Source organism: Pseudomonas maumuensis (assembly GCF_019139675.1).
Taxonomy (GTDB): Bacteria; Pseudomonadota; Gammaproteobacteria; order Pseudomonadales; family Pseudomonadaceae; genus Aquipseudomonas; species Aquipseudomonas maumuensis.
Map to the genome: position 1 here is coordinate 2,061,938 of NZ_CP077077.1, position 12,201 is coordinate 2,074,138.

The 12,201-nt window shown below is 65.9% G+C and carries 14 protein-coding genes; 9 read left to right on the forward strand and 5 right to left on the reverse strand.

The window, feature by feature from the left end; genetic code table 11:
• Window positions 1-209 precede the first annotated feature (209 nt).
• Window positions 210-1,367 carry an HPP family protein gene (locus KSS90_RS09450; protein ID WP_217869135.1) on the forward strand — a complete coding sequence of 386 codons (1,158 nt, stop codon included), beginning with the start codon at window positions 210-212 and terminating at the stop codon, window positions 1,365-1,367.
• Here KSS90_RS09450 and KSS90_RS09455 read toward each other — a convergent pair.
• Both KSS90_RS09455 and KSS90_RS09460 read right to left on the reverse strand, forming a co-directional pair.
• A complete protein-coding gene (locus KSS90_RS09455; protein ID WP_046854993.1) occupies window positions 1,341-2,207 on the reverse strand; it encodes a LysR family transcriptional regulator in 867 nt (288 codons plus the stop codon). The two genes, KSS90_RS09450 and KSS90_RS09455, sit on opposite strands and share 27 nt — an antisense overlap.
• 79 nt (window positions 2,208-2,286) lie before the next feature.
• Window positions 2,287-3,150: a universal stress protein gene (locus tag KSS90_RS09460; protein WP_217869136.1), complete on the reverse strand. Its 864-nt coding sequence runs from the start codon at window positions 3,148-3,150 to the stop codon at window positions 2,287-2,289.
• A 157-nt stretch (window positions 3,151-3,307) separates the two neighbouring features.
• Here KSS90_RS09460 and KSS90_RS09465 point away from each other — a divergent pair, with 157 nt between their 5' ends.
• Complete coding sequence (locus KSS90_RS09465; RefSeq protein ID WP_046854995.1) at window positions 3,308-3,925, forward strand: MiaE family protein; 618 nt, start codon at window positions 3,308-3,310, stop codon at window positions 3,923-3,925.
• A gap of 1 nt (window position 3,926) precedes the next feature.
• Here KSS90_RS09465 and KSS90_RS09470 read toward each other — a convergent pair whose 3' ends face one another.
• Window positions 3,927-4,247 (reverse strand): ElaB/YgaM/YqjD family protein, encoded by a 321-nt coding sequence (locus KSS90_RS09470; RefSeq protein ID WP_031315252.1) that lies wholly within the window; start codon window positions 4,245-4,247, stop codon window positions 3,927-3,929.
• Between the two features lie 131 nt (window positions 4,248-4,378).
• On the opposite strand from KSS90_RS09470, the gene KSS90_RS09475 reads away from it, so the two are divergent.
• Both KSS90_RS09475 and KSS90_RS09480 read left to right on the forward strand, forming a co-directional pair.
• On the forward strand, window positions 4,379-4,642 hold the full coding sequence (locus tag KSS90_RS09475; RefSeq protein ID WP_023630897.1) for a hypothetical protein: 264 nt from the start codon (window positions 4,379-4,381) through the stop codon (window positions 4,640-4,642).
• A gap of 67 nt (window positions 4,643-4,709) precedes the next feature.
• Window positions 4,710-5,633, forward strand: coding sequence for a carbon-nitrogen hydrolase family protein (locus KSS90_RS09480; protein ID WP_217869137.1), 924 nt, complete (start codon window positions 4,710-4,712; stop codon window positions 5,631-5,633).
• Window positions 5,634-5,677: 44 nt separating this feature from the next.
• Here the strand turns inward: KSS90_RS09480 and KSS90_RS09485 are convergent, their stop codons facing one another.
• On the reverse strand, window positions 5,678-6,148 hold the full coding sequence (locus KSS90_RS09485; protein WP_217869138.1) for an LEA/WHy family protein: 471 nt from the start codon (window positions 6,146-6,148) through the stop codon (window positions 5,678-5,680).
• Window positions 6,149-6,233: 85 nt separating this feature from the next.
• Window positions 6,234-7,130: a LysR family transcriptional regulator gene (locus KSS90_RS09490; protein WP_217869139.1), complete on the reverse strand. Its 897-nt coding sequence runs from the start codon at window positions 7,128-7,130 to the stop codon at window positions 6,234-6,236.
• A 102-nt stretch (window positions 7,131-7,232) separates the two neighbouring features.
• On the opposite strand from KSS90_RS09490, the gene KSS90_RS09495 reads away from it, so the two are divergent.
• The 5 genes from KSS90_RS09495 (at window position 7,233) to zapE (ending at window position 12,196) form a co-directional block, all read left to right on the forward strand.
• Window positions 7,233-8,312 carry an extracellular solute-binding protein gene (locus KSS90_RS09495; RefSeq protein WP_217869140.1) on the forward strand — a complete coding sequence of 360 codons (1,080 nt, stop codon included), beginning with the start codon at window positions 7,233-7,235 and terminating at the stop codon, window positions 8,310-8,312.
• A 23-nt stretch (window positions 8,313-8,335) separates the two neighbouring features.
• Window positions 8,336-9,301, forward strand: a complete 966-nt coding sequence (speB, locus tag KSS90_RS09500; protein ID WP_217869141.1) for an agmatinase — start codon at window positions 8,336-8,338, stop codon at window positions 9,299-9,301.
• A 232-nt stretch (window positions 9,302-9,533) separates the two neighbouring features.
• Window positions 9,534-9,854, forward strand: a complete 321-nt coding sequence (locus tag KSS90_RS09505; RefSeq protein ID WP_217869142.1) for a hypothetical protein — start codon at window positions 9,534-9,536, stop codon at window positions 9,852-9,854.
• Between the two features lie 21 nt (window positions 9,855-9,875).
• Window positions 9,876-11,024 (forward strand): PQQ-dependent sugar dehydrogenase, encoded by a 1,149-nt coding sequence (locus KSS90_RS09510; protein ID WP_217869143.1) that lies wholly within the window; start codon window positions 9,876-9,878, stop codon window positions 11,022-11,024.
• Window positions 11,025-11,095: 71 nt separating this feature from the next.
• Window positions 11,096-12,196: a cell division protein ZapE gene (zapE, locus tag KSS90_RS09515; protein ID WP_217869144.1), complete on the forward strand. Its 1,101-nt coding sequence runs from the start codon at window positions 11,096-11,098 to the stop codon at window positions 12,194-12,196.
• Window positions 12,197-12,201: the final 5 nt, after the last annotated feature.

Genomic DNA, 12,201 nt, shown 5'->3' on the forward strand with positions numbered 1-12,201 from the left:
ACCGTGCAAAAAAATTGCAGTACAGCCGCAGTTTTTTGAATTGGCCCAGCGCCACTTGCGCCCGGCACAATGCCGGCCACGAAACCTTGCGGTTTCCATCTCTCCAAGGACGGAGCCCCCTTGCGCCACTGCATTGCGCAACACAGGGCCCAGGCCGGTCGCGCTGGGCTTTCTTTTTACCATCAGAAGAACACGATCAAGTCACCTCGATGTCTGCCTCGCGTCCCGAATCCCGCTTGCAGCGCTTGCTCCCGGCGCCGCTGAACATCCCTCCCCGAGAATGGTTGCGTGCAGGCCTTGGCGCGCTGCTCGGCCTGTTTCTCGCCGGTTACCTGTGCAGCCTGGCCTATGGGCCATCGATCGCCCTGCATCTGCTGGGCCCGCTCGCAGCCTCGGCGGTGCTGGTGTTCGCCGTGCATTCCGGTCCGTTGGCCCAACCCTGGCCCGTGCTGGGCAGCTACGCGCTGGCGGCTGTCGTAGGCCTGGCCATGCGCCACGCCTTCGGCGATGGGCTGTGGGTCGCGGCGGCGGCGTTGGGCATCGCCATCCTGGCAATGTGCCTACTGCGCTGCTTGCACCCGCCCGGCGGCGGCGTGGCGGCCAGCGCGGTGCTGGCCGATCCGGGGCTGGTGGCCTTGGGTGACCACCTGCTCGAGCCGGTAATGCTCAATGCGCTGATCCTGGTCGGCGTGGCCGTGCTCTACAACCGTCTGACCGGCGTGCGCTACCCCAAGGGCGCGATCCCGCGCCGCGACTTGCACCACACCCACGACCCGCTGCCGGGCGAGCGGGTCGGCATCAGCGCCGGGGACCTGGATCAGGCCCTGGAGGAGATCGGCGAGTTCGTCGATGTCACCCGTGACGAGCTGGAGCGGATCATCCTGGCCACCGAGCAGCACGCCCTGCACCGCAGCCTGGGCGGCATCACCGCCAGCTCGGTGATGTCCCGCGACGTGCAGTGGGCAACGCCGCGCACCACCCTCGAGCAGGCCTGGAAGCTGTTGTCCGGTCATCACCTCAAGACCCTGCCGGTACTGGAAGAGGGGCGCTTGGTGGGGATCGTCAGCCTCAGCGACCTGGTCGGCCCGGCCATGGCCCGTGGGCGTTTCAGCTGGCGCGGCCTGTTCCGGCGCAAGGCGGTGCGCCTGGAGCAGGTGATGAGCCGCCGGGTGGTCAGTGTCGGCAGCCAGCATCCGCTGGAACGCCTGTTGCCGTTGCTCAGTGAGCAGGGGCTGCACTGCCTGCCGGTGCTCGACGACGAAAAGCTGGTGGGGGTGATCACCCAGACCGACCTGATCGCCGGCCTCAAGCGGCACCTGCTCACTGCCGCGGCGCAGGGCTCAGATCACCGGGTCCCAGCGCTGTGACCAGTCGCTTTCGCCAGCGGCCACCAGCCGGCGCAACACGCTGAAGGCTTGCTGCAACGCCTCGCTGTCGCGTTCGCGAGCATGCACCAGAAAGGTCGGGTAGGTGAACTCCGGCGCCTGGGGCACGCGCTCGAACACTCCGCTTTGCAGGTAGGCCTGGACCACGCGGGTGCGGAAATAGCCGCTACCGCCGTGCTCGAGAATGAATTGCAGGGCCAGGGGCCCTAGGTTGAAACTCAGGGCCGGGCGCGACAGGTCGGGCAGGGCGGCATCATGTTGGCGGCGGAACGCTTCACCCCAGTCGATGTAGATGTACGGATCGGGCGCATCGACCCGGCGCACACGGATCAGCTTCTCTTCCATCAGCTGTTCGACCTGCAGGCCGGGGCCATAGGTCGGCTGGTAGACCAGCGCGGCGTCGAGCAAGCCCATCTCCACCTTGCGCAGCAGCGCTTCGCCATCGCTGACCTCGCTGCGGATGGCATGGCTGGGCAGTTCCTGGTGCAGGGCGCTGACCCAATCGAGCAGCATCGGGTTGCCCAGGCTCACCTCGGCGCCCACATGCAGCACCTGCTGGCAGCCCTGGGGCAGCGGCAGGTCACGGCGCGCCGCTTCCCAGGTCTGCACCAGTTGGTTGGCATAGCTGACGAACGCCTCGCCATCGGCGGTCAGGCTGGCGCCGTTGCGGCTGCGCACGAACAGCTGACAGCCCAGTTGCTGCTCCAGGCGCTGCACACGGGCGCTGATCGCCGTCTGCGAGACGAACAGGCGTTCGGCGGCGGCGACCAGGCTGCCGCAGCGGACGATTTCCAGGAAGGTGCGGGCCTGATCGATGTCCATGGTGCTGCTTCTGTGACGGGGAGGCAGCCTATTCTAGAGACATTGCACCTGTTTGGGGCGGGGCTGATGCCTGGTTTGTTCAGCCTCGCGCCAACTCGGCCAGGTGTGCCGTGGCTTCTTCGCTCTTGAGCACCAGCACATCGCCCTCCAGCGAGTCCAGGACCACCTCCGCGGTGTTGCCGATCAGCGCTCCGGAGATACCGGTGCGGGCCACGGTACCGATGATGGTCACCACGGCGTCGAGCTTTTTCTCGGTATACGGAATCAGCACATCGGCTGGCCCTTCGGCGATATGCAGCCTGTCAGCGGTAATATCGAACTCCGCCTGGAACGCCGCGCACGCATCGCGATAGCGTTTCTCGATGGTCTCGGTGAGCTGATAGACCGGGTCGGAAGCCGACAGCATCGGCGATGGATGGGCGCTGATCACGTGCAGCTCGCCTTTGGCCAGGCTGGCAATGTCATAGCCATGGTCGATGATGCTGGCATGCAGCAGGCGATGAGCTTCATCCTGGTTGCCGACATCCACGGCGGCCAGGATCTTGCCGTCAGTCCAGGGCCGCTCGCTCTTGACCATCAGAACTGCGCACGGGCACTCACGCAGCAGTTTCCAGTCGCTGGGCGTCAGCAATGCCTTGCGCAGGGGATTGTCCGGGCGATGCTCCTTGATCACCAGTTCACAGCCTTCGGCCTGTTGCACATGGATGATCGACCTGTGCAGGTTGTCCTTCCAATGCTGCTCGTGGGTGACACTGTCGTAACCGTCGTCGTGCAACTGGCTGCTGAGCAAGCTGAGCAGCGCGTCATGATCCTGCTTTTTGTCGCACATCAGCAGGTGCAGGCGCGCACCGGTCACCCCGGCGATCAGTTTGGCCCGGGTCAGGGCCCGGCTATGGGCGTGCTCGGGGTCGAGGACGACGAGGATGCTGCGCACGGCTTGCATGGGCGTGAACTCCTTTCGCGGATGGCGACCAATGCCTGACTATAGACGGCGCGGCGGCTGCCGCCGGTTGACCTGCATCAAGCATAGTCACTGGCGCTCGCCAGCGCCGCCGGTATAATCGCCGGTCCCGCCGATGTCCCCTGCGATTGTGAGTACCATGTCCCTGATTCCTGAAATCGATGCCTTCCTGGGTTGCCGCACCCCTGACGCCTGGATCGAGGCGGCACTGGCCGACCAGGAAACCCTGCTGATCGATCACAAGAATTGCGAGTTCAAGGCCGCCAGCACGGCGCTGAGCCTGATCGCCAAGTACAACACCCACCTCGACCTGATCAACATGATGTCGCGCCTGGCCCGCGAGGAGCTGGTGCATCACGAGCAGGTGCTGCGCCTGATGAAGCGTCGCGGCGTGCCGCTACGGCCGGTGTCGGCCGGGCGCTATGCCTCGGGGCTGCGGCGGCTGGTGCGGGCGCATGAGCCGGTGAAACTGGTGGACACCCTGGTGGTGGGGGCCTTTATCGAGGCGCGCAGCTGCGAGCGTTTCGCCGCTCTGGTGCCGCACTTGGACGAGGAACTCGGCACTTTCTACCACGGCCTGCTCAAGAGCGAGGCGCGGCACTATCAAGGCTATTTGAAACTGGCCCACCAGTACGGCGACGAAGCGGACATTGCCCGAGTGGTGGAGCAGGTGCGCGAAGCGGAGGTCGGGCTGATCACCTCGCCCGACCAGGAACTGCGCTTCCACAGCGGTATTCCCCAGGCTCAGGCCGCCTGAGCTATTGCCGGCGACCGAGCAGCAGCCCGACCACCAGGCCAAAGCCTGCGGAAATTGCCACGGTCTGCCAGGGGTGGCCACCGATGTACTCCTGGGTTGCCTCGACCACCGGCTGCGCCTTCTGGCCCAGGCGGCTGGTGGCATCGCGCGCCTGGCGCAATTTGAGCCCCAACTGCGCGCGCATGCCTTCGGCTTCCTCGCCGACCAGCGACGCGCTGTCGCTGAGCAGCTTCTCGGATTCCTCGATCAATGCCTGCAGTTCGCTGAAGACCTGATCCTTGATCTGGTCGTTGTTGCCTTGCGCAGCGGTTTTCCTGGCCATGTACACATCCTCGTGAAGGGTTGGGCGTTGAACAATGGATGCCACGCTGCCGGGAAAGTTGCAGCGGCGTACCGGTGGCGCGTCGACGCAGTGTAAGATAGCGCCCATTTTCCAGCGGCAGGTAATACCCCATGAGTTTCAATCTGGCCAACATGAGCTTCCAGGAACGGGCGCAGATCGAGGCAGAAAAGGCCCGCTTGTTCGACTACTGGCAGAACAACCTGGGCAAGGCCAAGGGCGAGGCGGCGCGCCTGATCGCAGAAAAGCCACGGCGCAAGGGCAAGTGGGCCGAGTGGGTGCGTGCCGAACTCGACGGCATGTCGCCGCCGGAGTTCAACCAGCTGGTGCGCAGCGAGGTGAACAAGATGATGGCCGCCGCCAGCGCCAACCGCTGACTCAGGTGACGCATTGCGGTAGGGCGGCGCGAGCCTTCCGGCTTTCTTTTGAACAGGAGTTCCCAGGATGCCCAGATCCACCGTTGCCGCCTTGCAGATCGGTTCGCTGCCCGGCGGCAAGGCCGCCACGCTGACGCAGATCCTCGACTACGAACAGGCCATCCAAGAGGCCGGCGCCAGCCTGGTGGTGATGCCCGAGGCCTTGCTCGGCGGCTATCCGAAAGGCGAAGGGTTCGGCACCCAGCTCGGCTACCGTATGCCCGAGGGGCGTGAAGCCTTCGCCCGCTATTTCGCCAACGCCATCGATGTACCGGGGCCCGAGACCGAGACTTTGGCCGGCCTGTCGGCACGCAGCGGGGCGAGCCTGGTGATCGGCGTGATCGAGCGCAGCGGCAATACCTTGTACTGCACGGTGCTGTTCTTCGAACCGGCCGCCGGCCTGGTGGCCAAGCACCGCAAGCTGATGCCCACTGGCACCGAGCGGCTGATCTGGGGCAAGGGCGATGGTTCCACGCTGCCGGTAATCGAAAGCCGTGCCGGGCGCATCGGTGCGGCGGTGTGTTGGGAGAACTACATGCCGCTGCTGCGCACCGCGATGTACGCCAAGGGTGTGCAACTGTGGTGCGCGCCGACCGTGGACGAGCGCGAGCTGTGGCAAGTGAGCATGCGCCATATCGCCGCCGAGGGGCGTTGTTTCGTCATCAGCGCCTGCCAGGTGCAGGACTCGCCCGCCGCACTGGGCCTGGAGCTGGCCAACTGGCCGGCCGAACGGCCATTGATCAACGGCGGCAGCGTGATCGTCGGCCCTCTCGGCGAGGTGCTGGCCGGGCCGCTGGTGGGCGAGCGTGGCCTGCTCTGCGCCGAGGTCGATACCGACGAGCTGGTGCGTGCGCGCTATGACTTCGACGTGGTCGGCCACTATGCCCGACCGGACGTGTTCGAACTCAGCGTGGACGAGCGTCCGCGGCCTGGGGTGCGTTTCGTCGGTTGACCCAGTGCTGGCGAGTGATCTGCCTACTCTGCCTGTACAGCTACCTACCAGCCGGCGCCAGCGGTCGCCGGCAAGTCAAGTTTGCCTTTGTCGGTGAAGCGCACGGTGCCCAGCGGCCCTCCCGCCAGCTTGCCGCGCAATACATAGGGCAGGCCCTGCAGCGAATCCACCCGGCTCAGGCCATAGGCCTGGCGCAGGAAGGCGAAGGCGGTGACGCTCACCGGCACCACCAGCACCGCCTCGTCGTAGCGACCGATATGCCCGCGCTGATCGCTTACCCCGGCCGCCAGCGGCTGGTCGTTGACTTCCAGGTTGAGGGCGATGCCGTTGAAGTCCACCGGAGTTTCGTTGGGGTTCTGCACGCGGATCTTCACCGCCATGCGCAGTTCCAGATCCTGGCCAGGCAACGGATCGATGCCGATCACGCTGATGTTCAGCGGATCGCGGCCCTGGAACAGGGCGCAGGCGTTCAGGCCAAGGGTCAGCAGCAGGATCAGGCAGATGCGGGCATACATGGGGATCTGGCCTTGTGCACGGGCAAGTCGGCAGTGTCGCAAATGCGTGGCGGCGATGAAAGCGGGGCCTGCCGACGTTGCGGGCCTAACGCGAGCCGAATGTCATGCGCAGGTCATCCATGAAGGCTTGCTGCGCCTCGCCGGGTGTTTGCCCGCGATGCCTGGCCAGGGTGAACGGCACCACGAAATCCAGCGAAGTATCCAGCGCCCGCAACAGGCCTTGGGCTTCCCAGGGCGCGGCGCAGTGACACGGCAGAAAGCCGATATGTCGTCCTGACAGGATGAATGTCAGCGCACTGTCGATCTGCTCTGCCACCGCCATGCTGTGGCGGCTCTGGAAGGGCGCGCCCTGTTTGAGAAAACGGTAAGGGTGGCTCACCTGATCGGCCTCGAGCAACTGCTCGCGGGTGACCTGTGCCTGGCTGAACAAAGCGTGACCCTTGCCGCAGTAAAGCCTCTGGCGCTCCTCGAACAGCGGCAGGTAGTCGAACGCCGCTTGGTTACCGGAGAAGTAGCTGATGGCGCAATCCAGGCGCTGCTCCAGTAGCAACCGTTCGAGTTCGGCCGGTGGCGCGCTGGTCAGCTCCAGGCGCACGCTCTCGTTACGCTGGCGAAACCGCGCGATGGCCTGGGCCAGGCGCAGGCTGACGTCACGGTCCTGGTTCTCGGCCAGGCCGATGCGCACGCTGCCCAGCAAACGCCCGGCAACACCGTTGGCCTGCTGGCGGAACTGCTCGATCTGCAGCAGCAGGCCGCGGGTCGCCTGCAGCAGCAACTCGCCTTTCTCGGTCAGCCGGAAGCCGCCCTTGCCCCGGCTGCACAGGCGATAACCCAGGCGGGTCTCCAGTTTCGCCATCTGCTGGCTGATGCTGGGTTGGCTGAGCCCGAGCACACCCTGGGCGGCGCTGAAGCCGCCGGCCTCGACTACAGTGACGAACAGCCGCAGCAGGTGCAGGTCCGGGTCGTGCAATTGTCCGAGCATCACATTGCTCCTGGTGAATGTCAGCTTCGCAAAGTTGCCATTTTAGCAATGTAACCCAGCAGGCATGCTGGCGGCATCCACCCCTATGCCGAGGTGCCCGCCATGCGTTCGACGTTGTGCCTGCTTTCACTGCTGATCGCCCTGCCGCTGCAGGCCGAAGAGAAGGTCGTCAACCTGTACAGCTGGGCCGACTATGTCGCTCCCCAGACACTTGCGCGTTTCGAGAAGGAGACCGGTTACAAGGTCCGCTACGACACCTTCGACACCACCGAGGTGTTGGAGACCAAGCTGCTCACCGGTGGCAGCGGCTACGACGTGGTGGTGCCGTCGGCCACGGTGCTGGCCCGAGCCCTCAAGGCCGGCGCCTTGCAGCCGCTGGAGGCGCAGGCGATGCCCGGCTATGCCAACCTCGACCCGGACCTGTTGGCCAAGCTGGCCGAGGCCGACCCCGGCAACCGCCATGCCGTGCCTTACACCTGGGGCACGCTGGGGCTGGGCGTGAACGTCGAGGCCGTGCGCCAGCGCCTGGGCGATGTGCCCCTGGACAGCCTCGACCTGCTGTTCAAGCCTGAGTACGCCAGCCGCCTGAAGGACTGCGGCATCGCCATGCCGGATTCGCCCCAGGAAGTGATCGGCGTGACCCTCAACTACCTGGGCAAGGATCCGTACAGCCAGGACAAGGCCGACCTGGACGCGGCACAGGCGCTGTTGCAGCAACTGCAGCCATCGATCAGCTATGTGGCCAACGGTCGCCAGATCAACGACCTGGCCAACGGCAGCGTGTGTCTGGCGCTCACCTACAACGGCGATGCCGCGATGGCCGCCGACCAGGCGCGCCGCGCGGGCAAGCCCTTCGAGCTGATCTACCGCATCCCCCGCGAGGGCACGCTGGTGTGGCAGGACAACTTGGTGATCCCCAAGGATGCACCGCATCCCGAGGCGGCCCGCGCTTTCATCGCCTTCATGCTGCGCCCCGAGTCGGTGGCGGCACTGACCAACACGTTGTTCTTCGCCAACGCCAACCAGGCCGCCACGCCGCTGGTGGACGCGGCGATCCGCAACGATCCGGACATCTACCCGTCGGCCGAGGTGCGCCAGCGCCTGTTCGCCGACCGCAGCATGGCGTTGGCCGACCTGCGCCAGCGCAACCGCCTGTGGACCGCCTTCCGCAGCCGCCAGTGAACGACAACGACAGGAGACAGACCGTGGACCTCGCCCAGGACAACGACCAGGCCATCACCCGTGACAGCCTCTATGGCACTGCCGCCGAGAGCACCTATGCGGGCATCACCAGCTTTTCCCGGCGCCGATACAGCCGCGACCTACGCGGTGTCGACGTGGTGGTCAGCGGCGTGCCGTTCGACACCGCCACCAGCAATCGCCCCGGCGCGCGCTTCGGCCCGCGGGCGATCCGCGCCGCCTCGGTGCAACAGGCCTGGGCCCGGCACTGGCCCTGGACGTTCGACCCGTTCGACCACCTGGCGGTGATCGACTATGGTGACTGCGCCTTCGATAGCGGTACGCCGCAGTCGGTGCCGCAGAGCATCGAGGCGCATGCCGAGCACATCCTCGAGGCCGGCTGCGCCATGCTCACCCTGGGCGGCGACCATTTCATCAGCTATCCGCTGCTCAAGGCCCATGCTCGTCGTCATGGTCCCCTGGCGCTGGTTCACTTCGACGCGCACAGCGACACCTGGCCGGACGAGGAGGGCCAGCGCATCGACCATGGCACGATGTTCTGGCACGCGGCGCGTGAAGGGCTGGTGGACCCGGCGCGCTCGGTGCAGATCGGCCTGCGCACCACCAACGACGATAGCCAGGGTTTCGCCATTCTCGACGCCCGCCAGGTGCATCGCCAGGGCACCGAGGCGATCGTCGCTGCCATCCGCCAGCGGGTGGGCGAGCGGCCGGTGTACCTGACCTTCGATATCGACTGCCTGGACCCGGCCTTCGCCCCCGGCACCGGCACGCCGGTATGTGGCGGCCTGAGCACGGTGCAGGCGCTGGAGATCCTCGGCGGGTTGCGCGGGATCAACCTGGTGGGCATGGACCTGGTGGAAGTGGCGCCGGCTTATGACCATGCCGATATCACCGCGCTGGCCGGCGCGACCCTGGCGATGGAGATGCTGTGCCTGTATGCGGCGCGGCACAAAGTGGATAGCGCTGGGTGATGCCAGGGCCGCGCTGCGGCCAATCGCCGTCAAGCCGGCTCCCACAGGAATGCGCTTGGCTTGAGGGCGGCGCGGTCGGTGTGGGAGCCGGCTTGCCGGCGATTGGGCTGCATGGCAGCCCTCAGGGGCGCATACTGAAACATCAGGACCCAAATTCATCCTATTGCGTCGAACCCAGCGCGCCGTAGGCTATCCAACCTTCGAGCGCGCCTTTTCGTACCGGAGGTGAAGCATGAATCCTACACTGCCAATCCTGGGCCTCGGCCTGTTGCTGGCGTTGCCACTTCACGCCGCGCCTTTGGCGCCGCCCCTGATTGCCGCGAACGACAGCAACAATCCCTACAACAGCCCGATCATGCGCGCCAACCCCAACAGCCGCCAGGGCAGCGTGCCGGCAATGCCGCCCGTACGCGGCCCGTCCACGCAACCCAACCCGCGTCCGCCCACCCTCGACAACCGAGGTATCGGCAACGGCGAAAACCTGCGCCGCGAGCAACAGACCCCGAACCTGGAACCCACCCGGCCACCACGCGATTCACCGCGCGTGCCGTGAGCCCTTGCGAAGGAAGCGAGCATGACGCCACGTATCTGGTTGACCACCCTGGCCGCCGCCAGCCTGTTCCCCCTGCTGGCGCAGGCCGCCGCCGAGCAGCATTACTCCAGCGAGGAGGGGGAGCTGACGGTAAGCACCATCGCCGATGGCCTGCGCAATCCCTGGGCGCTGGCCTTCCTGCCCGGCGGCAAGGATATGCTGGTCACCGAACGCCCCGGCAACCTGCGCATCGTCAATGCCGAGGGCAAGGTCGGGCCGCCGCTCTCCGGCGTGCCCAAGGTTTGGGCCGAAGGGCAGGGTGGCCTGCTCGATGTGGTGCTCTCGCCGGAGTTCGCCAAGGACCGAACCGTATACCTGTCCTATGCCGAAGAGGGTAGCGATGGCAAGGCGGGTACCGCCGTCGGTCGTGGCCAGCTGACCCAGGACCAGTCGCGCCTGGAGAACTTCACGGTGATCTTCCGCCAGCAGCCCAAGTTATCCGAAGGCAACCACTTCGGCTCGCGGCTGGTGTTCGACCGGGACGGCTACCTGTTCATCGCCCTGGGCGAGAACAACCAGCGTGCCACGTCGCAGGACCTGGACAAGCTGCAGGGCAAGATCGTGCGCATCCTGCCCGACGGCGAGGTGCCCAAGGACAACCCCTTCGTCGGCCGCGACAACGTACGCCCGGAGATCTGGTCGTTTGGCCACCGCAACCAGCAGGGCGCGGCGCTGAACCCCTGGACCGGCAAGCTGTGGACCCATGAGCACGGCCCGCGTGGCGGCGACGAGATCAACATCCCCAAGGCGGGCAAGAACTATGGCTGGCCGATCGCTACCCATGGCATCAACTACTCGTTGCTGCCGATCCCCGAGGCCAAGGGCAAGCACGTCGACGGTATGGTCGATCCGCACCACGTGTGGGAAAAATCACCGGGCATCAGCGGCATGGCGTTTTACGACAGTCCCACGTTCAAGGCCTGGGACCATAATCTGTTCATCGGCGCGCTGGCGACACAGGAGTTGATCCGGCTGAAGCTAGACGGCGACAAGGTCGTGCATGAAGAGCGCCTGTTGGGTGACCTGAAAGCCAGGATTCGTGACGTGCGGGTAGGGCCGGATGGCTATCTGTACGTGTTGACCGATGCCAAGGATGGCGCCTTGCTGAAGGTGGGGCTGACAGAGGGCTGATCGTCCCGGCGTAAGCCCTGGGGCAATGTTGTGGGAGCGGGCTTGCCCTGCGATGGCGTACCATGCGCGGCATGACTCCCGAATCCCTCTATCACAAGGCGCTCGCCGAGCGCGGCTTTTTCCCGGACCCGGCCCAGGCAGCGGCTGTGGCTGCCTTGCAGGCCTGCTTCGACGCCCTGTATCAGGGCCAGCCGACGCAAGGCCTGTACCTCTGGGGCCCGGTCGGGCGTGGCAAGACCTGGTTGATGGACCTCTTCCATCGCAGTCTGCAACTGCCGGCCCGGCGCCAGCATTTCCACCATTTCATGGCCTGGGTGCATCAGCGCCTGTTCCAGCTCAATGGCACCGCCGACCCGCTCGCGGCCCTGGCTCGGGCGCTGGCCGACGAGATACGGGTGCTGTGTTTCGACGAGCTGTTCGTCAGCGATATCGGCGATGCGATCATTCTCGGCCGTCTGTTCCAGGTGTTGTTCGATCACGGTGTGGTGATCGTCGCCACCTCCAACCAGCCGCCCGACCAGTTGTACCGCGATGGCTTCAACCGTGAGCGGTTCCTGCCGGCCATCGCCGCCATCGAGCGGCACATGCGCGTGCTGGCGGTGGCGGGGGAGCAGGACCACCGCCTGCATCCCGGCCTGCAACAGCAACGCTACTGGGTCAGCGAGGCAGGGCAACCGAGCGCGCTCGCCGAGGTGTTTTGCCAGTTGAGCCCGGCCGACCCAGGCAGTGAGCAGCCGCTGCAGCTCGGCTCCCGTCGTATCGGCGTGCTGCGCCGCAGCGCGCAGGCCATCTGGTGCGATTTCAGCGCCTTGTGCGAGCAGCCCCTGGCCGCCATGGACTTCATGGCCTTGTGCGACCGCTTTCCGGCGATTCTGGTCAGCGGCATTCCGGCCCTGGGTGGCGTCCAGCAGGCCGGGCGCATTGCCCGCGGTACCGAGGACGGGGCCGCCCGCGTCGAGGCCGGGGATCGCCAGTTGCCGACGCTGGCGCCGAAGGATGACAGTGTGCGGCGCTTCATTGCCTTGGTAGACGAATGCTACGACCGTCGGGTGTTGTTGTACCTGGAGGCCGAGGTGCCGCTGGAAGCGCTCTACACTCAAGGATATCTGGCGTTCCCGTACCAACGGACCCTGAGCCGGCTACGGGAGATGCAACTGCAACGCTTCGCCTGAAGGAG